This window comes from Vibrio mexicanus (assembly GCF_001012815.1).
Classification (GTDB): domain Bacteria; phylum Pseudomonadota; class Gammaproteobacteria; order Enterobacterales; family Vibrionaceae; genus Vibrio; species Vibrio mexicanus.
Genome location: NZ_JYJP01000101.1, coordinates 12,248 through 30,573 on the forward strand (window position 1 = coordinate 12,248; position 18,326 = coordinate 30,573).

The window sequence follows — 18,326 nt, forward strand, 5'->3', positions numbered from 1 at the left end:
TTGAGCTTGTCTTGTTACTGTGAACAAGCGAGCAATAGTCTTACTAAACCGCCTTGGAGCTGTTATGAAAATTGAAAAAAACGTTGTTGCTAGCCTAGCTTATCAAGTAATAACTGAAGATGGCGTTGTGGTTGACCAATCAACAACGGATGCACCGCTTGACTACCTTCACGGTCACAACAACCTGATCACGGGTCTAGAAAAAGAACTTGAAGGCAAAGTAGCAGGTGATAAGTTCACTGTAACTGTGGCTCCTGAAGATGCATACGGCGAGCACAACGATGCGCTAGTTCAGCGTGTTCCTGCGAACGTATTCCAAGGCGTTGAAACGATCGAAGTTGGCATGCGTTTCATGGCTGACACAGACCAAGGCCCAATCCCGGTTGAAGTAACAGAAGTAGACGGTGACGACGTAGTCGTTGACGGTAACCACATGCTTGCTGGCCAAACACTGACGTTCGAAGTAGAAGTTGTTGCAACTCGTGAAGCAACAGCTGATGAAATCGAGCACGGTCACATCCACCAAGGTGGCGGCTGCTGTGGCGGCGGTGACAAAGAAGAAGGTTGCTGCGGTGGTGAAGAGAAAGCGGATGACCACGAATGTTGTGGTGGCGGCGGTTGCGGCTCTCACTAATTTCAGTTAGCTCTCACGAGCACGATTGAATAATCCCATTTGAAAGCGTAAGTTGAGGATTCAACTTACGCTTTTTTATTATCTGCCTTCTTGTTTATTTAAGTGAAGTCGCCTCACCTAGGAGTTTCTATGAGCCAACCTTTCTCAATCGCCATCCACGGCGGCGCTGGTACTATCTTACGTTCGCAAATGGACGACACGTTGAGACAAGAAATTCTGGACGCTTTAGAGAAATCGGTCCGAGCAGGACATCAAGTCCTGTCCAAAGGTGGGGATGCGCTGGATGCCGTAGTAGAAGCAGTCAAAGTGATGGAAGACTGTCCACACTTTAATGCCGGTAGAGGTTCAGTGTTAACTCATAGAGAGATCGTTGAAATGGATGCGTCTGTGATGCATGGCAAGCAGTGTGATGCCGGGGCGATTGCGGGAGTCAGGCATATCAAAAACCCCATTGCATTAGCGAGAGATGTAATGACCAAGAGCGATCACGTTTTATTGATTGGGGAAGGGGCTGAAGAGTTTGCCTTTGAAAACGGTCACGCATACACAGAGCAAGACTACTTCGTGACAGATAGACGTTATGACCAGCTTCAATCAATGAAAGATAAAGGCTTGTTTGCGTTGTCGGAAGCAAGCTACGAGGAAGAGTCTCCTCAATATCCAGATGATAAGAAGTTTGGCACTGTGGGGGCGGTGGCGTTAGATCAGCAAGGTAACCTAGCGGCGGCGACGAGCACAGGTGGTATCACCAACAAGAAGTACGGTCGTGTCGGAGATTCTGCGTTGATTGGCTGCGGCACCTACGCCGAAAATGGCAATGTTGCAGTGTCGGCCACCGGGATGGGGGAGTACTTTATTCGTAAAACCGTGGCGGGCGATGTGGCGGCTCGAATGCGCTATTTAGGCGAGAGCGTTTCGCAAGCAAGTGAGCAGGTAATACAAGGCGATCTTAAAGCGATGGGAGGCGAGGGAGGCTTGATCGCGATGGATCAAAATGGTGCTGTGCATTTTGCCATGAATAGTTCAGGAATGTATCGAGCTTGTATCGATCCTGATGGGATCATGTCGATCAAAATCTACGTAGATGACTAAATCTCGAATTAAATGCTGCTATTTCACGACTCATCAATGAGTTAATACTTGATTGCATTATTATGATTAAAAAATGACTGCACGAAATGTGATTCAGTGCTAGAATCCATTTTTAACTAGCAACAGATACTGGAAAGATGGGAAATAACGTAGTCGTTCTGGGCACCCAATGGGGTGACGAAGGTAAAGGTAAAATTGTTGACCTTTTAACTGAAGATGCAAAGTACGTGGTACGCTACCAAGGCGGTCACAACGCAGGTCACACTCTTGTAATTGACGGTGAAAAAACCGTTCTTCACTTAATTCCATCAGGCATCCTACGCGATAACGTAAAATGTGTTATCGGTAACGGCGTTGTACTCTCGCCTGAAGCACTTCTTAAAGAAATGAAGCCTCTAGAAGAGCGCGGTATCCCAGTACGCGAGCGTCTTTTCGTTTCTGAAGCTTGTCCTCTAATTCTTCCTTACCACATCGCTATCGACAACGCGCGTGAAATCGCTCGTGGCGCGAAAGCTATCGGTACAACGGGTCGTGGTATCGGTCCAGCTTACGAAGATAAAGTGGCTCGTCGCGGTCTTCGTGTTGGCGATCTTTTTGATAAAGAGATGTTCGCTGAGAAGCTAAAAGAAGTCATGGAATTCCATAACTTCCAACTAGAGCACTTCTACAAAGCTGAAACAGTAAGCTTTGATGAAGTACTTGAGCAATGCATGGGTTACGCAGATCTACTAACTTCAATGGTTATGGACGTAACTGACGAACTAGACGCAGCACGTAAGCGCGGCGACAAAATCATGTTCGAAGGTGCTCAAGGTACACTACTAGATATCGACCACGGTACTTACCCATACGTAACGTCATCTAACACGACTGCTGGTGGTGTTGCTGCAGGTTCTGGTTTCGGTCCTCGTCACATCGGTTACATCCTTGGTATTACTAAGGCGTACTGTACTCGTGTTGGTTCTGGTCCATTCCCGACTGAACTATACGACGGTCAAGACAAGCAAGACCCAGTTGGTAAGCACCTTGGTGATGTTGGCCACGAGTTTGGCGCAACAACAGGTCGTCTACGCCGTACTGGTTGGTTCGATGCAGTGGCAATGCGCCGCGCAATCCAAATCAACTCTCTAACCGGTATCTGTCTGACTAAACTAGACGTTCTTGATGGTCTTAAAGAGATCAAGATCTGTACTGGTTACAAGATGGCTGACGGTACTGTTCTTGAAGTTTCTCCAATGCTGCTGAATCTTTCGAAGAAGCGACGCCAATTTACGAAACAATGCCAGGTTGGTCTGAGACAACATTTGGTGCTAAGTCAATCGACGCGCTTCCACAAGCTGCTCTTGACTACATCAAACGTATCGAAGAGCTAACAGGTGTGCCAATTGATATCATTTCAACTGGCCCAGATCGTAACGAAACGATCATCAAGGTTCATCCATACAGCGCTTAATTGCTATTTACTTAGCAAGAGTGTATTGAACATAGAAAAAGCCGACCTTAGGGTCGGCTTTTTTATTATTAAACAATGTATTAGAACTAGGTTCCGTATTAACTCATGCATCTGGATCGCCTGTTTTCTCGCCAACTTAGGGGGCTGTGGCAAACTATTGCCTAATTGCGGCAAATATTGCCTAAAGAGTTTTCATTTATTGCCGATATAAAATTCAAACCGAGCTTTCTGGCCTAAGATTAATCTATAGGTAAAAGAGAGTGAGCGATCGGAATAGATACAGAGTGCGTTTATGAAGCTACGAATGGTAGCAGCTTCGTTAGTCGTTGCCCTGAGCTCGTCTTTGAGTCACGCAAATGTGGCAGATATTGGTGAGCCAGTGCCGATATACACTGAAGCTGAACTGATAAAACTGATTGAACAGAATAAACATCTCGAACGAGTCAAGGCAGACAAGTGTCAGCTCGTTGAGGATATTGTCGCGCGTGCAACTCGCATTAGCCTGCCATCTTATGAGTTTCTTTACGGAGACATGCTGGCGTGGGGCGTTTGCGTAGACCAAGATGTCGAACTTGGCCTCTATTACATGGAGAACGCGGCGCATCAAGGCTTGCCAACGGCCCTGGAACAGTTAGGGCGTTACTACTCGCGTGGAACCTTTGTTCAAGAAGACAAAGAAAGGGCGATCCCATATTTACGGGAAGCGGCAGCAATGGGTAACATAAACGCACGTATCCATTTGGCCGAACTCTTACTGCGCGATTATGGCAGCCCACTGGATTATGAAGATGCTTATCGCTGGCTCTACAATTCAGTCACCGCAGATCAACGCACTCATAAACGCATTTCGATACTCAGGCAGGGCTTGGAAATGCGAATGCCAGAAAATGTTATTGCAAGAGCTAAGCGACGCGACACTTTCTGGTAACCAGTTCATTACTGGGCAACTAATGTAAAAAAACGCAGCCAATTGGCTGCGTTTTTTAATGCCCCTCAAAATTCACGAACACTACGTGTCAACCTAAAGCACTTTGTGCGGGCCGAAGCACTCGTAATGGATCTGTTCTTCTGCAAAACCCAGTTCTATGAGCTGTTTTGCGGCAAGTTGCATGAAGCCTACTGGTCCACAGATATAGGCTTGAGTTAGATTTGAATCGATTTGATGAGCGATCTTGCTTAAATCAAGTAAACCACTGAACTGATAATCTTCAGCCGGTTGGTCATCATCTAATGGTGATTTATACCAAGTATTGATACTGATGTTTGAGTTGCTTTCAGCTAATGCTTTCACATTAGATTGAAACGCATGTTGCTGACCATTGTCAGTGGCATGTATCCAATGAATACCCGCTTCATGATGAGTGAGTGTCTCTAGCATCGAAAGTGTCGGAGTCAGTCCAACGCCTGCAGAAATCAAAGCAACAGGCGTTTTCTTATCAACGTCCATGAAAAAGTCACCCGCTGGTGGTGCTAGCTTCACTTTATCGCCAACAGTCAGTTGATTGTGTAAGTAGTTAGAGACTGTACCGCCTTCTTCGCGTTTAACCGAAATGCGATAAGTATCAGTTTTAGGCGCTGACGATAGACTGTACTGACGTATCTCTTGATTCTCGAAGCTATCGTCGTTGATGTAGATACCGATGTATTGGCCGGGTTTAAAACTCGCTACGCTTTGTGCGTCTGTTGGTTTAAACACAAAGCTAGTAATCGACGCGCTCTCTTTTGTTTTTTCAATCAGTTCAAACTCTCTTAAACCACGCCAACCACCGTCTAGCGCCTCACTATTTTGATAAATGCTCTCTTCACGTTGAATGAAAATATTAGCTAGAAGGCCATAAGCCTCTCCCCAAGCATCGAGAACTTCTTGCCCCGGAGAAAAGAGTTCATCTATGGTCGCAAGCAGGTGCTCTCCAACAACGGCATATTGTTCCGCTGTTATTAAAAAGCTTGAGTGCTTTTGTGCAATCTTTTCTACCGCAGGAAGCAAAGCCTCTAAATTATCTATGTTTCCCGCATAAGCGCAGATTGCATTAAATAATGCTTCACGTTGAGCGCCTGAAGATTGCTGGCTTTCTCTTTGATGGCTCATGTTGAACACGTCTTTGAGCTCGGGGTGATGAGTAAACAAGCGGGTATAAAAATGCTCGGTTAGCTTAGGGCCAGTTTGCGCAAGTAAAGGCGCGGTTGCTTTCACCGTATCAATTGTTTTTGAGCTGAGCATAATTGTTTCCTATTTAAAGTTGTATTTATAATGCATGTTTTAAGTTGTATCTCAAATGTATCTTTAGAGCAAGAAAAGATTTAAACTTTTTACCAGTGCGTCCCTGAGAAGAATCCCGATATGCAGTTAACCAGTTTTACCGATTACGCGTTAAGAACACTTATCTTTCTCGCTTCTTTGCCAGAAGATGAGTTAACCAACATTACAGAAGTGACTGAACTGTTTGGGGTTTCCCGCAACCATATGGTTAAAGTGATCAACCGTTTGGGGCAGCTTGGTTACGTACAGACAATTCGTGGCAAGAATGGTGGGATTCGACTACTCAAACCGGCCGCGACGATTACAGTGGGCTCAGTGGTAAGAGACATTGAGCCTCTCGACTTGGTTAACTGCTCTGTAGAGTTTTGCCACATTACGCCTGCCTGCCGTTTGAAAGACAAACTTGCCAAAGCCAAACTCGCTTTCTTGGCAGAACTTGATACTTGCACGATTCAAGAGTTGTTGGCGGATAACTCCGATTTATTGATCCTTCTAACCCGCCCGTAACTGCCCAATCTAAAAGCATTTCTGTAGCTTAGCGAGAGAGTCGGATATACTAGCTATATACCCTCCTTGCAAAACAGGCTGCTTATGTCAGATAACCGTCCAAATGATCTTTCTAGCGATCCCTTCGCTGAACGTGAATCCCAAAATTATGAGAATCCGGTGCCTAGCCGTGAGTTCATTCTCGACTTTTTAGAACAAGCGGCGGTGCCGATGAATCGTAACGATTTGTTTGATGCGCTTGAGCTGAAAGGGGAAGATCAATATGAAGGTTTACGCCGCCGTCTTCGTGCTATGGAGCGCGATGGGCAACTCGTGTTTACGCGTCGTCAATGCTACGCGTTGCCAGAAAAGCTCGAATTGATAAAAGGTACCGTTATTGGCCACAAAGATGGGCATGGTTGGGTTCGTCCTGATGGCAGCACGGGTAAAGATAACGATGTAGTTTTGCCTCATCACCAAATGCGTAACCTAATCCATGGCGACTACGTATTGGTTCAACCGACTGAGAACAGCAAACGTGGCCGACGTGAATGCCGCCTAGTTCGCGTACTGGAAGAGCGAAATACGCAAATTGTTGGCCGCTTCTTCATGGAGTACGGGTATTCCTATGTGGTGCCAGACGATTCTCGAATCAGTCACGATATCTTGATCCCGAATGAGCATCGTGCCGGTGCGAGAATGGGTAACGTGGTGGTGATTGAAATTACCGATCGTGGAGCTCGTTCGAAAGGCATGGCGGGTCAAGTGGTTGAGGTACTGGGTGAGAACATGGCGCCAGGCATGGAAACGCAGATCGCTATTCGTACCCATCAAATTCCTCATGAGTGGCCAAAAGCAGTTGAAAAGCAAGTTGAAGGCTTGACCGAAGAAGTACCTGAAGAGGCGAAAGTAGGGCGCGTTGATTTGCGTGATTTACCATTGGTGACCATCGATGGTGAAGACGCTCGTGACTTTGACGATGCGGTTTACTGTGAAGCGAAGAAAAGTGGTGGCTGGCGTCTATGGGTAGCGATTGCCGATGTTAGCTATTACGTGCGCCCAGATTCCGCACTTGATAAAGAAGCGGTAGAGCGGGGTAACTCGGTTTACTTCCCATCTCAAGTTGTACCTATGCTACCTGAAGTTTTATCTAACGGCTTGTGTTCATTGAATCCACAAGTCGACCGCTTGTGTATGGTGTGTGAGATGACCATCTCTGCAACCGGCAAGCTTTCTGGATACAAGCATTATGAAGCGGTAATGAACTCCCATGCACGCTTAACCTATAGCAAAGTGGGTTCAATTCTCGATGGTGATGAGGAACTGCGTTCACGTTACGACGCGCTCGTACCTCACTTAGAAGAATTGCATAAGATGTACAAAGTCCTCAAACAAGCTCGTGATAACCGCGGCGCGATTGAGTTTGAGACCATTGAAACTAAGTTCATCTTTAATGCTGAACGTAAAATTGATCGTATCGAGCCTGTCATTCGCAACGATGCTCATAAGATCATTGAAGAGTGTATGATTCTGGCGAACATCGCTTCGGCCTCTTTGGTAGAAAAAGCAAAAGAGCCGTCGTTGTATCGTGTGCATGAATCACCGGGTGAACTCAAGCTTCAAGGTTTCCGCGATTTTCTCGGTGAACTAGGACTCGAGCTAAAAGGCGGGCTTGAACCATCGCCGACAGACTATGCTGAGCTCGTTCATAAAATTTCAGAGCGTCAGGATAAAGAACTTATTCAGACCATGCTGCTTCGCTCATTGAAACAGGCGGTTTATAACGCTGACAACGCGGGCCACTTTGGCCTTGCATTAAAACGTTATGCGCACTTTACCTCGCCGATTCGACGTTACCCAGACCTACTGCTTCATCGTGCGATCAAATACTTGATAGCTAAAGAAGCTGGCACCAATAAAGATCGTTGGACACCAACAGGCGGCTATCATTATTCGTTCGATGATATGGATGTGTTCGGCGAACAATGTTCTATGACCGAACGCCGCGCCGATGATGCTACCCGTGAAGTAGCCGACTGGTTGAAGTGTGAATACATGCAAGATCATGTGGGTGAAGAACTGGAAGGTGTGATTGCCAATGTGACAAGTTTCGGTTTCTTTGTTCGTTTAACCGATTTACATATTGATGGTTTAGTTCATATCTCAAATCTCGCTAATGATTACTATCAGTATGACCCAATTGGTCAGCGCCTAATTGGCGAAAGCTTTGGCAATATCTACCGTTTGGGCGACGCTGTAAAAGTGAAGGTACTATCGGTTAATTTAAATGATAAGCAAATTGACTTTGAATTAGTCGAAACAAGTCGTAAGCTACGCGGCCAAGGAAAAACTGCCAAAAAACGCGCGGCAGAAGCTAAGCGAAAAGCGAAAGATAAAAAACGCGCTGCGACAAAAGGCAAGGGGCGAAAAGCTAGCCCAGAAGTCGAACCAACTAAGCGACCTGAAATTTCAGGTGCAAAAGGTCCGGCTAAGAAGCCGAAAGTGACGAAGGCTAGAAAGAAAAAGCCGGGAGCTAAGCCCAAGAAAGCGAGGCGTAAAACTCAGCCCTAACCACTAACGCAGTGCGAGAGTAGGGCAACAACTTGCCCGCTTTATAGCCACAACTAAGAATTTGACCCAATAGGTTTATTGATGAGTAACGAGTTTATTTACGGCATACACGCAATCAAAGCCGTGCTAGCAAAAAGAACCAGAGCGTTTTGTCGAAGCGTTTGTACTAAAAGGCCGTCAAGATGACCGACTAATGCCAATCCTAAATGAACTGCAAGCGTTTGGTATTTCTATCCAGCAGATGGGACGTAAAGCATTAGATGACAAGGCCAAAGGGGCCAATCATCAAGGGGTGATTGCTCGCGTTAAACCGGCAAAGCCACTGAATGAAAACGACCTAGATACAATATTGGCAAAGCACGAACAACCACTATTGCTTGTACTTGATGGTGTAACGGATCCGCATAACTTGGGCGCTTGCTTACGTAATGCCGATGCCGCTGGTGTTGCAGCCGTGATTGTACCCAAAGATAAGTCTGCCCCTATGACGGCTACAGTAAGCAAAGTTGCTTGTGGCGCTGCCGAGACAGTGCCGCTCGTGAGAGTGACGAACTTAGCGCGTACGATGCGTGCCCTTCAGGAACAAGGCGTTTGGTTTGTAGGTACAGCAGGTGAAGCCAAGCATGATATTTATCAAGCGAAGTTAACTGGCCCATTGGCTATCGTGATGGGTGCGGAGGGAGATGGCATGCGTCGCCTAACGCGTGAGACTTGCGATGACTTAATTAAAATTCCAATGGCAGGTTCGGTTTCAAGCTTAAACGTATCCGTTGCTTCAGGTATTTGCCTGTTTGAAGCAGTGAGACAGCGCCTCGCTTAACTACGCCTCTTTAGAATATGATGAGGGTTGATGTTTGCATCAGCCTCTTATTATTCTCGCATCTCGCATCTCGCATCTCGCATCTCGCATCTCGCATCTCGCATCTCAATTTTCCTTTTCCGTTTAATTTTCAAACACCCCTTGCAAGTAAAATTGTGATCTGTATAATGCAGCGCACTGGTTAAGCCAGTTGTGAACCAATGAGCATCGAGGAGCGAGCTTTTCTTTGGGAAAGTGAGGTAATGTAAACTCAGCTTATGTTCGCGGTTAATACAATTAGCTATCTTTTCTTCGGAAAAACTATCCCCAAAGGTGACTTTGGCATGTAGGGATAGTTAATCGAAAATTAACTGACAATACGTCCTAATCTTGGATGTTACGGTTTCACATAAATCAATCGGCATTCTCTCGCTTTAGCGAGTTTGAGTGGCGATATTGTTTGTGTAATTTTTAATAATTGGAGCTCTGTCTCATGCAGAACCAACGTATTCGTATCCGCCTTAAAGCTTTCGATTACAAACTAATCGACGCTTCAACTGCGGAAATCGTTGAAACAGCTAAGCGTACTGGCGCACAGGTTCGTGGTCCTATCCCACTACCTACTCGTAAAGAGCGTTTCACTGTTCTTATCTCTCCACACGTCAACAAAGATGCACGTGACCAGTACGAAATTCGTACTCACAAGCGTTTGATCGACATCGTTGAGCCAACAGACAAAACTGTTGACGCTCTAATGCGTCTAGATCTTGCTGCTGGCGTTGATGTACAAATCAGCCTAGGTTAAGGGAGATTAGAATAATGATTGGTCTAGTCGGACGTAAAGTGGGTATGACCCGCGTATTTACTGAAGAAGGCGTTTCTATCCCAGTAACTGTTGTTGAGGTTGAAGCGAACCGTGTTTCTCAAGTGCGTACACTTGAAGCTGACGGCTACGCAGCAATCCAGGTAACTACTGGTGCTAAGAAAGCTAACCGTGTAACTAAACCAGAAGCTGGTCACTTTGCGAAAGCAGGTGTAGAAGCTGGTCGCGGTCTTTGGGAATTCCGTTTAGAAAACGGCGAAGAGTTCGAAGTTGGCGCTGAGCTAACTGTTGAACTATTCAACGAAACTAAAAAAGTAGACGTTACTGGTACATCTAAAGGTAAAGGCTTCCAAGGCGCTGTTAAGCGTTGGAACTTCTCTACTCAAGATATGACTCACGGTAACTCTTTGTCTCACCGTGCACCGGGTTCAATTGGCCAATGTCAAACTCCAGGTCGCGTGTTTAAAGGCAAGAAAATGGCAGGTCACATGGGTGCTGAGCGTGTAACGACTCAAAACCTAGAGATCGTACGTGTTGACGCTGAGCGCAATCTGCTTCTTATTAAAGGTGCAGTCCCAGGCGCAACTGGCGGTAACGTGATCGTTAAACCAGCTGTTAAAGCATAACGTCTCAGGAGTAAGTAATGGAACTAATGGTTAAAGGTGCTGATGCACTAACTGTTTCCGAAGCTACTTTCGGACGTGAGTTTAACGAAGCTCTTGTACACCAAGTAGTTGTTGCTTATGCAGCAGGTGCTCGTCAAGGTACTCGTGCTCAAAAGACACGTTCAGAAGTTTCTGGCGGTGGTGCTAAGCCATGGCGTCAAAAAGGTACTGGCCGTGCTCGTGCTGGTACAATTCGTAGCCCAATCTGGCGTACAGGTGGTGTTACTTTTGCTGCGAAACCACAAGATCACAGCCAAAAAGTAAACAAGAAAATGTACCGCGGTGCTATGAAGAGCATTCTTTCTGAGCTTGTTCGTCAAGAGCGTCTAATCGTTGTTGATAACTTCTCAGTAGAAGCACCAAAAACAAAAGAACTTGTAGCTAAGCTTAAAGAGCTTGAGCTTACAGACGCGCTAATCGTGACTAGCGAAGTAGATGAGAATCTATTCCTAGCAGCTCGTAACCTATACAAAGTTGACGCTCGTGACGTAGCTGGTATCGACCCAGTTTCACTAATCGCGTTCGACAAAGTTGTAATTACTGCAGAAGCAGTTAAGCAAGTTGAGGAGATGCTAGCATGATCACTGAAGAGCGTATCCTAAAAGTTCTACGTGCTCCGCACATCTCTGAAAAAGCAACTATGGCAGCTGAGAAAGCGAACACTATCGTTTTCAAAGTAGCTAAAGATGCAACTAAAAAAGAGATCAAAGCAGCTGTAGAAAAGCTATTTGAAGTTGAAGTTAAGTCTGTAAATACTCTTATCACTAAGGGTAAGACCAAACGTCAAGGTCTACGCCAAGGTCGCCGCAGCGACGTTAAGAAAGCGTACGTTACTTTGAAAGAAGGTCAAGATCTTGACTTTGTTGGCGGCGCGGAATAACAGGAGTAGTTAAAAATGGCTATTGTTAAATGTAAGCCGACTTCCCCTGGTCGTCGTCACGTCGTTAAAGTTGTTAACGCTGACCTACACAAGGGCAAGCCATACGCACCACTTCTAGAGAAAAACTCTAAGAACGGTGGTCGTAACAACAACGGTCGTATCACAGTACGTCACATCGGCGGTGGTCACAAGCACCACTACCGTGTAATTGACTTCAAACGTACTAAAGACGGTATCCCAGCGAAAGTTGAGCGTCTAGAATACGATCCAAACCGTAGCGCAAATATCGCACTAGTTCTGTACGCAGACGGCGAACGTCGTTACATCATCGCACCTAAAGGTGTTCAAGCAGGTGACCAGATTCAATCTGGTGTAGATGCGCCAATCAAAGCAGGTAACACTCTGCCGATGCGCAACATCCCAGTAGGTTCTACTGTACACTGTGTTGAACTTAAGCCTGGTAAAGGTGCACAGCTAGCTCGTTCGGCTGGTGCTTATGCTCAAATCGTTGCTCGCGACGGTGCATACGTAACTATCCGTCTACGTTCTGGCGAGATGCGCAAAGTATTGTCTGAAGGCCGTGCAACAATCGGTGAAGTAGGCAACGCTGAGCACATGCTACGTGAACTAGGTAAAGCTGGTGCTTCACGCTGGCGCGGCGTACGTCCAACCGTACGTGGTGTAGTAATGAACCCAGTTGACCACCCACACGGTGGTGGTGAAGGCCGTACTTCTGGTGGTCGTCACCCAGTATCTCCTTGGGGTCAGCCTACTAAAGGCTTTAAGACTCGTAAGAACAAGCGCACAGACAAGTACATCGTACGTCGTCGTAACAAGTAATCTATATAAAGAGGAATCGCCATGCCACGTTCTCTCAAGAAAGGTCCATTTATTGACCTACACTTGCTGAAGAAGGTAGAGAAAGCGGTGGAAAGCGGAGACAAAAAGCCTATTAAGACTTGGTCCCGTCGTTCAATGATCATCCCTACGATGATCGGTTTGACCATCGCTGTCCATAATGGTCGTCAGCACGTACCAGTATTTGTAACTGAAGAAATGATCGGTCACAAACTGGGCGAATTCGCACCAACTCGTACTTACCGCGGCCACGCTGCGGATAAGAAAGCTAAGAAGAAATAGGGAGTAGATAATGGAAGCTTTAGCTAAACATAACTTTGCTCGCATTTCTCCACAGAAAGCTCGCCTTGTAGCGGATCAAATCCGTGGCAAGAACGTTGATCAAGCTCTAGAAATCCTAACTTTCAGCAACAAAAAAGCTGCTGAACTAGTTAAGAAAGTTCTTGAATCAGCAATCGCGAACGCTGAGCATAACGAAGGTGCAGATATCGACGATCTATCAGTCGCTAAAATCTTCGTAGATGAAGGCCCTATCATGAAGCGTATTATGCCTCGTGCTAAAGGTCGTGCGGATCGTATCTTGAAGCGTTCATGCCACATCACTGTTGTTGTAGCAGACGCTTAAGACTAGGAGAGTAAGCAATGGGTCAAAAAGTACATCCTAATGGTATTCGTCTTGGCATCGTTAAGCTTGGAATGCTACATGGTTTGCTAACACCAAAGATTTCGCTGACAACCTAGACGGCGACTTCAAGGTACGTCAGTTCCTAACTAAGGAACTACAAAAAGCATCTCTTTCACGCATCGTTATCGAGCGTCCTGCTAAGAGCATCCGTGTGACTATTCACACTGCTCGTCCAGGCGTTGTAATCGGCAAGAAAGGTGAAGATGTTGAGAAACTACGCGCAGCTGTAGCTAAAATTGCAGGTGTTCCAGCTCAAATCAACATCGCTGAAGTACGCAAGCCTGAGCTTGATGCTCAGCTAGTTGGTGACAGCATCGCGTCTCAACTAGAGCGTCGTGTTATGTTCCGTCGTGCTATGAAGCGCGCGGTACAAAACGCAATGCGTCTAGGTGCTAAAGGCATCAAAGTAGAAGTAAGCGGTCGTCTAGGCGGCGCTGAAATTGCACGTTCTGAGTGGTACCGTGAAGGTCGTGTACCTCTACACACTCTACGTGCTGACATTGATTACGCAACTTCTTCGGCTCACACTCAATACGGTGTGATCGGCATTAAGACTTGGATCTTCAAAGGTGAGATCCTAGGCGGTATGCCAGCAGCTAACGCTGTAGAGCCAAAAGGCGACAAGCCTAAGAAGCAGCGTAAAGGCCGTAAGTAAGGAGTCGACAGATGCTACAACCTAAACGTACTAAATTCCGTAAGGTTCAAACTGGTCGTAACCGTGGTCTAGCGAAAGGTACTGACGTAAGTTTCGGTACTTTCGGTCTTAAAGCAGTTGGCCGTGGTCGCCTAACTGCTCGTCAGATCGAAGCAGCTCGTCGTGCTATGACACGTCACGTTAAGCGTCAAGGTAAAATCTGGATCCGTGTGTTCCCAGACAAACCAATCACAGAAAAACCACTAGAAGTTCGTCAAGGTAAGGGTAAAGGTAACGTTGAGTACTGGGTAGCCCAAATCCAACCTGGTAAGGTTATGTACGAAATGGACGGTGTACCTGAAGAATTGGCTCGTGAAGCGTTCCGCCTAGCGGCACGTAAACTGCCATTCAAGACTACATTTGTAACTAAGCAGGTGATGTGATGAAAGCACAAGATCTACGCGAAAAAAGCGTTGAAGAGCTTAACGCTGAGCTATTGAATTTGCTACGCGAACAGTTCAACTTGCGCATGCAAGCTGCAACTGGTCAGCTACAGCAAACTCATACTCTGAAAGCTGTACGCCGTGATATCGCACGTGTGAAAACTGTTTTGACTGAGAAGGCAGGCGCATAATGAGCGAACAAAAACGTACTCAACAAGGTCGTGTTATTAGCGACAAGATGGACAAGTCTATCGTTGTTTCTATCGAGCGCATGGTTAAACACCCAATTTACGGTAAATTCGTAAAGCGCACGACTAAAGTACACGCACATGACGAGAACAACGAATGTGGCCTAGGCGACAAAGTTGAAATCGCAGAGTGTCGTCCACTGTCTAAGACTAAGTCTTGGACTTTGGTAAAAGTTCTAGAAAAAGCGAAAGGTTAATTTCGACTTTTTCCTAGATAATCAAGCGGCTCCAAATTTTTTTTGGGGCCGCTTGTTTTTTGTCTACCCAATCACAAAAAAGGGTGGTACAATTCGCGTCCCTTTTAAAGAGGCAGCCCGACCCGAGAGGGTCTAGTTTTAATATTTAGCGGAGCACTAACAATGATCCAAATGCAAAGTACACTTGACGCTGCAGATAACTCTGGCGCGCGCAAGGTAATGTGTATTAAGGTTCTGGGTGGCTCACACCGTCGTTACGCACACATCGGCGACATCATCAAAGTTACTGTTAAAGAAGCAATTCCACGCGGTAAAGTTAAAAAAGGTGATGTACTGAAGGCGGTAGTAGTTCGCACCCGTAAAGGCGTACGTCGTCCAGACGGTTCTGTCATTCGCTTCGACCGTAATGCTTGTGTATTGTTGAACGACACTACTGAGCAACCAGTCGGCACTCGTATCTTTGGCCCAGTGACTCGTGAACTTCGTAATGCGAAATTCATGAAGATTGTATCACTGGCTCCAGAAGTACTATAAGGAGCACTAAGATGGCAGCTAAAATCCGTCGTGATGACGAAGTAATCGTTCTTGCTGGTAAAGATAAAGGCAAGAAAGGTAAAGTAACTAAGGTTCTAGCAACTGGTAAAGTTATCGTTGAAGGTATCAACCTTGTTAAGAAGCACCAAAAGCCTGTACCGGCTCTAGGTCAACAAGGTGGCATCGTTGAACAAGAAGCAGCTATTGATGCTTCTAACGTTGCAATCTACAACGCGGCTACTGGTAAAGCAGACCGTATCGGTTTCCGTTTCGAAGATGGCAAGAAAGTTCGTTTCTTCAAGTCTAACGGCGAAACCGTTTCTAACTAATTTAGAATGTAATTTGGAGTTCTACTATGGCGAAACTGCATGATTACTACAAGTCGTCTGTAGTCGCTGAGCTTACCAAAGAGTTCAGCTACTCAAGCGTCATGCAAGTCCCTAGGATTGAAAAAATCACCCTAAACATGGGCGTTGGTGAAGCAATCAACGATAAGAAACTGCTAGAAAACGCAGCAGCTGATATGGCAACGATCTCTGGTCAGAAGCCACTTATCACTAAAGCGCGTAAATCTGTTGCAGGTTTCAAAATTCGTGAAGGCTACCCAATTGGTTGTAAAGTAACCTTACGTGGCGAACGTATGTGGGATTTTCTTGAGCGTCTAATCAACATCGCTCTTCCACGTGTACGTGATTTCCGTGGTGTTAGCGCTAAGTCTTTTGACGGTCGCGGTAACTACAGCATGGGCGTTCGCGAGCAAATCATCTTTCCGGAAATCGACTACGATAAAGTCGATCGTGTACGCGGTCTTGATATTACTATCACGACGTCAGCTAGTACTGATGCGGAAGGCCGTGCTCTGCTGGCTGCCTTTAACTTCCCATTCCGTAAGTAAGGTGAAGGGTTACTGTTATGGCTAAACAATCAATGAAAGCACGTGAAGCTAAGCGTGCAAAACTAGTAGCTAAGTTCGCTGAGAAGCGTGCTGCGCTAAAAGTTATCATCAGCGATGTAAACGCATCTGAAGAAGATCGTTGGAATGCAGTTCTTAAGCTGCAATCTCTTCCACGTGATTCAAGTGCATCACGTCAGCGCAACCGTTGTAACCAAACTGGTCGTCCACACGGTTACCTACGTAAGTTCGGTCTAAGCCGTATCAAAGTTCGCGAAGCTTGCATGAAAGGCGAGATTCCTGGACTTCGTAAGGCTAGCTGGTAATTGCCACTTAATCATTTGGAGTAAATCTTATGAGCATGCAAGATCCGATTTCGGATATGCTGACCCGTATTCGTAACGGTCAGGCAGCAAACAAAGTTGCTGTTAAAATGCCTTCTTCAAAGCTTAAAGTTGCAATTGCTGCACTGCTAAAAGCTGAAGGTTACATCGTTGACTTCGCTGTTGAAGGCGAAGCGAAACCTGAGCTAGAAGTTACACTTAAGTACTTCCAAGCTAAACCTGTAATTGAGCAAATCAAACGTGTTTCACGTCCTGGTCTGCGCGTCTACAAGAACAAAGACTCGCTACCATCTGTGATGGGCGGTCTTGGTATTGCTGTAGTGTCCACTTCCAAGGGTCTAATGTCTGACCGTGCTGCACGTAAAGCAGGTCTTGGTGGTGAAATCATCGCTTACGTAGCGTAATAGGAGTAGAATATGTCTCGTGTTGCTAAGGCACCTGTCGCTATTCCAGCTGGCGTAGAGGTGAAATTAAACGGCCAAGAAGTCGCTGTAAAAGGTCCTAAGGGTGCTCTAACTCGCGTACTTAACGACGCAGTAGTTGTTGCACAGGAAGAAAACAACCTAACTTTCGGTCCGAAAGAAGGTGTTGCTAACGCATGGGCACAAGCTGGTACAGCTCGCGCTCTAGTTAACAACATGGTTGTTGGTGTTACTGAAGGCTTCACTAAGAAGCTAACCCTTAAGGGTGTTGGTTACCGTGCTGCTATGAAAGGCAACTCTGTAGCTCTAACACTTGGCTTCTCACACCCAGTAGAGCACGCTCTACCTGAAGGTGTTAAAGCAGAATGCCCAAGCCAAACTGAGATCGTTGTAACTGGTTGTGATAAGCAGCTAGTTGGTCAAGTTGCGGCTGACATTCGTTCTTACCGTGAGCCTGAGCCTTACAAAGGTAAAGGTGTTCGTTACGCCGATGAACTCGTGCGTACTAAAGAAGCTAAGAAGAAGTAAGGTAACACTATGGATAAGAAAGCATCTCGCATCCGTCGTGCTACACGTGCACGTCGTAAGATTGCAGAACTGGGTGCAACTCGCCTAGTAGTACACCGTACTCCTCGTCACGTTTACGCTCAGATTATCGCAGCAAACGGCTCTGAAGTTATCGCAGCCGCTTCTACGGTAGAAAAAGTGATCCGTGAGCAAGTTAAGAGTACTGGTAACATCGATGCAGCTAAAGCAGTAGGTAAAGCTGTTGCTGAGCGCGCTCTTGAAAAAGGCGTATCTGCTGTTGCATTCGATCGTTCTGGTTTCCAATACCATGGCCGAGTAGCGGCGCTAGCAGAATCTGCTCGCGAAGCTGGTCTGAAATTCTAAGGTAGGGTTGGAAGATGGCTAAAGAACAACAACAAGCTAATGATTTGCAAGAAAAGCTAATCGCAGTTAACCGTGTTTCTAAGACGGTTAAAGGTGGTCGAATCATGAGCTTTACTGCACTAACTGTAGTTGGTGACGGTAACGGTCGCGTAGGTTTCGGTTACGGCAAAGCTCGTGAAGTACCTGCTGCGATTCAAAAAGCAATGGAAAAAGCGCGTCGTAACATGACTACGATCGCTCTAAACGAAGGCACTCTTCACCACCCGGTGAAAGGTCGCCACTCGGGCTCTAAAGTTTACATGCAGCCTGCTGCTGAAGGTACTGGTGTTATCGCAGGTGGTGCGATGCGTGCAGTACTAGAAGTTGCTGGTGTACACAACGTACTATCTAAAGCATACGGTTCTACGAACCCTATCAACATCGTTCGTGCAACGATCGATGCACTAGGTAGCATGAAGTCACCAGAAATGGTTGCTGCTAAACGTGGTCTAACTGTTGAATCTATTTCGGAGTAA

General features: G+C 46.2%; 24 protein-coding genes and 3 pseudogenes. 26 read left to right on the forward strand and 1 reads right to left on the reverse strand.

Annotation, left to right across the window (positions count from 1 at the left end; all coding sequences use genetic code 11):
* Nucleotides 1-64 precede the first annotated feature (64 nt).
* The 4 genes and pseudogenes from slyD (at nucleotide 65) to motX (ending at nucleotide 4,107) form a co-directional block, all read left to right on the forward strand.
* Nucleotides 65-634, forward strand: a complete 570-nt coding sequence (gene slyD / locus UA76_RS14685; protein WP_047047589.1) for a peptidylprolyl isomerase — start codon at nucleotides 65-67, stop codon at nucleotides 632-634.
* 129 nt (nucleotides 635-763) lie between these two features.
* Nucleotides 764-1,726 (forward strand): isoaspartyl peptidase/L-asparaginase family protein, encoded by a 963-nt coding sequence (locus UA76_RS14690; protein WP_047047593.1) that lies wholly within the window; start codon nucleotides 764-766, stop codon nucleotides 1,724-1,726.
* A 137-nt stretch (nucleotides 1,727-1,863) separates the two neighbouring features.
* A pseudogene (locus UA76_RS14695) lies at nucleotides 1,864-3,179 on the forward strand (adenylosuccinate synthase).
* 292 nt (nucleotides 3,180-3,471) lie between these two features.
* Nucleotides 3,472-4,107 (forward strand): flagellar protein MotX, encoded by a 636-nt coding sequence (gene motX, locus UA76_RS14700; protein WP_047047596.1) that lies wholly within the window; start codon nucleotides 3,472-3,474, stop codon nucleotides 4,105-4,107.
* Nucleotides 4,108-4,200: 93 nt separating this feature from the next.
* Here the strand turns inward: motX and hmpA are convergent, their stop codons facing one another.
* On the reverse strand, nucleotides 4,201-5,400 hold the full coding sequence (hmpA, locus tag UA76_RS14705) for an NO-inducible flavohemoprotein (RefSeq protein WP_047047598.1): 1,200 nt from the start codon (nucleotides 5,398-5,400) through the stop codon (nucleotides 4,201-4,203).
* 120 nt (nucleotides 5,401-5,520) lie between these two features.
* Between hmpA and nsrR the strand changes: the two genes are divergently transcribed.
* The 22 genes and pseudogenes from nsrR (at nucleotide 5,521) to rpsE (ending at nucleotide 18,326) form a co-directional block, all read left to right on the forward strand.
* Nucleotides 5,521-5,946: a nitric oxide-sensing transcriptional repressor NsrR gene (gene nsrR / locus UA76_RS14710; protein WP_047047601.1), complete on the forward strand. Its 426-nt coding sequence runs from the start codon at nucleotides 5,521-5,523 to the stop codon at nucleotides 5,944-5,946.
* Between the two features lie 84 nt (nucleotides 5,947-6,030).
* Nucleotides 6,031-8,496 carry a ribonuclease R gene (gene rnr, locus UA76_RS14715; protein WP_047047604.1) on the forward strand — a complete coding sequence of 822 codons (2,466 nt, stop codon included), beginning with the start codon at nucleotides 6,031-6,033 and terminating at the stop codon, nucleotides 8,494-8,496.
* Between the two features lie 81 nt (nucleotides 8,497-8,577).
* Nucleotides 8,578-9,316 (forward strand): annotated as a pseudogene (gene rlmB / locus UA76_RS14720) (23S rRNA (guanosine(2251)-2'-O)-methyltransferase RlmB).
* Between the two features lie 472 nt (nucleotides 9,317-9,788).
* Nucleotides 9,789-10,100, forward strand: a complete 312-nt coding sequence (gene rpsJ / locus UA76_RS14725) for a 30S ribosomal protein S10 (protein WP_001181007.1) — start codon at nucleotides 9,789-9,791, stop codon at nucleotides 10,098-10,100.
* 14 nt (nucleotides 10,101-10,114) lie between these two features.
* On the forward strand, nucleotides 10,115-10,744 hold the full coding sequence (gene rplC / locus UA76_RS14730; protein ID WP_047047609.1) for a 50S ribosomal protein L3: 630 nt from the start codon (nucleotides 10,115-10,117) through the stop codon (nucleotides 10,742-10,744).
* A 17-nt stretch (nucleotides 10,745-10,761) separates the two neighbouring features.
* Nucleotides 10,762-11,364 carry a 50S ribosomal protein L4 gene (gene rplD, locus UA76_RS14735; protein WP_047047613.1) on the forward strand — a complete coding sequence of 201 codons (603 nt, stop codon included), beginning with the start codon at nucleotides 10,762-10,764 and terminating at the stop codon, nucleotides 11,362-11,364.
* Nucleotides 11,361-11,663 (forward strand): 50S ribosomal protein L23, encoded by a 303-nt coding sequence (rplW, locus tag UA76_RS14740; RefSeq protein WP_004398471.1) that lies wholly within the window; start codon nucleotides 11,361-11,363, stop codon nucleotides 11,661-11,663. Before rplD ends, rplW begins: the two co-directional genes overlap by 4 nt.
* A gap of 15 nt (nucleotides 11,664-11,678) precedes the next feature.
* Entirely contained in the window at nucleotides 11,679-12,503 is an 825-nt protein-coding gene (gene rplB, locus UA76_RS14745; protein WP_047047621.1) for a 50S ribosomal protein L2, read from the forward strand.
* Between the two features lie 21 nt (nucleotides 12,504-12,524).
* Nucleotides 12,525-12,803: a 30S ribosomal protein S19 gene (rpsS, locus tag UA76_RS14750; RefSeq protein WP_004736729.1), complete on the forward strand. Its 279-nt coding sequence runs from the start codon at nucleotides 12,525-12,527 to the stop codon at nucleotides 12,801-12,803.
* 10 nt (nucleotides 12,804-12,813) lie between these two features.
* Entirely contained in the window at nucleotides 12,814-13,146 is a 333-nt protein-coding gene (rplV, locus tag UA76_RS14755; RefSeq protein ID WP_047047629.1) for a 50S ribosomal protein L22, read from the forward strand.
* A gap of 17 nt (nucleotides 13,147-13,163) precedes the next feature.
* A pseudogene (gene rpsC / locus UA76_RS14760) lies at nucleotides 13,164-13,861 on the forward strand (30S ribosomal protein S3).
* Between the two features lie 11 nt (nucleotides 13,862-13,872).
* Nucleotides 13,873-14,283 (forward strand): 50S ribosomal protein L16, encoded by a 411-nt coding sequence (rplP, locus tag UA76_RS14765; protein ID WP_006075723.1) that lies wholly within the window; start codon nucleotides 13,873-13,875, stop codon nucleotides 14,281-14,283.
* A complete protein-coding gene (rpmC, locus tag UA76_RS14770; RefSeq protein ID WP_004410456.1) occupies nucleotides 14,283-14,474 on the forward strand; it encodes a 50S ribosomal protein L29 in 192 nt (63 codons plus the stop codon). The genes rplP and rpmC overlap by 1 nt, the downstream gene beginning before the upstream one ends.
* Entirely contained in the window at nucleotides 14,474-14,728 is a 255-nt protein-coding gene (rpsQ, locus tag UA76_RS14775; RefSeq protein WP_047047637.1) for a 30S ribosomal protein S17, read from the forward strand. Before rpmC ends, rpsQ begins: the two co-directional genes overlap by 1 nt.
* Before the next feature lie 162 nt (nucleotides 14,729-14,890).
* Nucleotides 14,891-15,262: a 50S ribosomal protein L14 gene (gene rplN / locus UA76_RS14780; RefSeq protein ID WP_006075569.1), complete on the forward strand. Its 372-nt coding sequence runs from the start codon at nucleotides 14,891-14,893 to the stop codon at nucleotides 15,260-15,262.
* An 11-nt stretch (nucleotides 15,263-15,273) separates the two neighbouring features.
* Entirely contained in the window at nucleotides 15,274-15,591 is a 318-nt protein-coding gene (rplX, locus tag UA76_RS14785) for a 50S ribosomal protein L24 (RefSeq protein WP_047047641.1), read from the forward strand.
* A 26-nt stretch (nucleotides 15,592-15,617) separates the two neighbouring features.
* Nucleotides 15,618-16,157 carry a 50S ribosomal protein L5 gene (gene rplE / locus UA76_RS14790; RefSeq protein WP_047047643.1) on the forward strand — a complete coding sequence of 180 codons (540 nt, stop codon included), beginning with the start codon at nucleotides 15,618-15,620 and terminating at the stop codon, nucleotides 16,155-16,157.
* Nucleotides 16,158-16,174: 17 nt separating this feature from the next.
* Nucleotides 16,175-16,480 carry a 30S ribosomal protein S14 gene (gene rpsN, locus UA76_RS14795; protein ID WP_047047646.1) on the forward strand — a complete coding sequence of 102 codons (306 nt, stop codon included), beginning with the start codon at nucleotides 16,175-16,177 and terminating at the stop codon, nucleotides 16,478-16,480.
* A 29-nt stretch (nucleotides 16,481-16,509) separates the two neighbouring features.
* Nucleotides 16,510-16,902, forward strand: a complete 393-nt coding sequence (rpsH, locus tag UA76_RS14800) for a 30S ribosomal protein S8 (protein ID WP_047047650.1) — start codon at nucleotides 16,510-16,512, stop codon at nucleotides 16,900-16,902.
* Between the two features lie 12 nt (nucleotides 16,903-16,914).
* Nucleotides 16,915-17,448, forward strand: a complete 534-nt coding sequence (rplF, locus tag UA76_RS14805) for a 50S ribosomal protein L6 (RefSeq protein ID WP_047047652.1) — start codon at nucleotides 16,915-16,917, stop codon at nucleotides 17,446-17,448.
* Nucleotides 17,449-17,457: 9 nt separating this feature from the next.
* A complete protein-coding gene (rplR, locus tag UA76_RS14810) occupies nucleotides 17,458-17,811 on the forward strand; it encodes a 50S ribosomal protein L18 (protein ID WP_047047654.1) in 354 nt (117 codons plus the stop codon).
* Nucleotides 17,812-17,825: 14 nt separating this feature from the next.
* The gene (gene rpsE, locus UA76_RS14815; RefSeq protein ID WP_047047658.1) at nucleotides 17,826-18,326 is read left to right on the forward strand and encodes a 30S ribosomal protein S5; all 501 of its coding nucleotides are present in this window, start codon (nucleotides 17,826-17,828) and stop codon (nucleotides 18,324-18,326) included.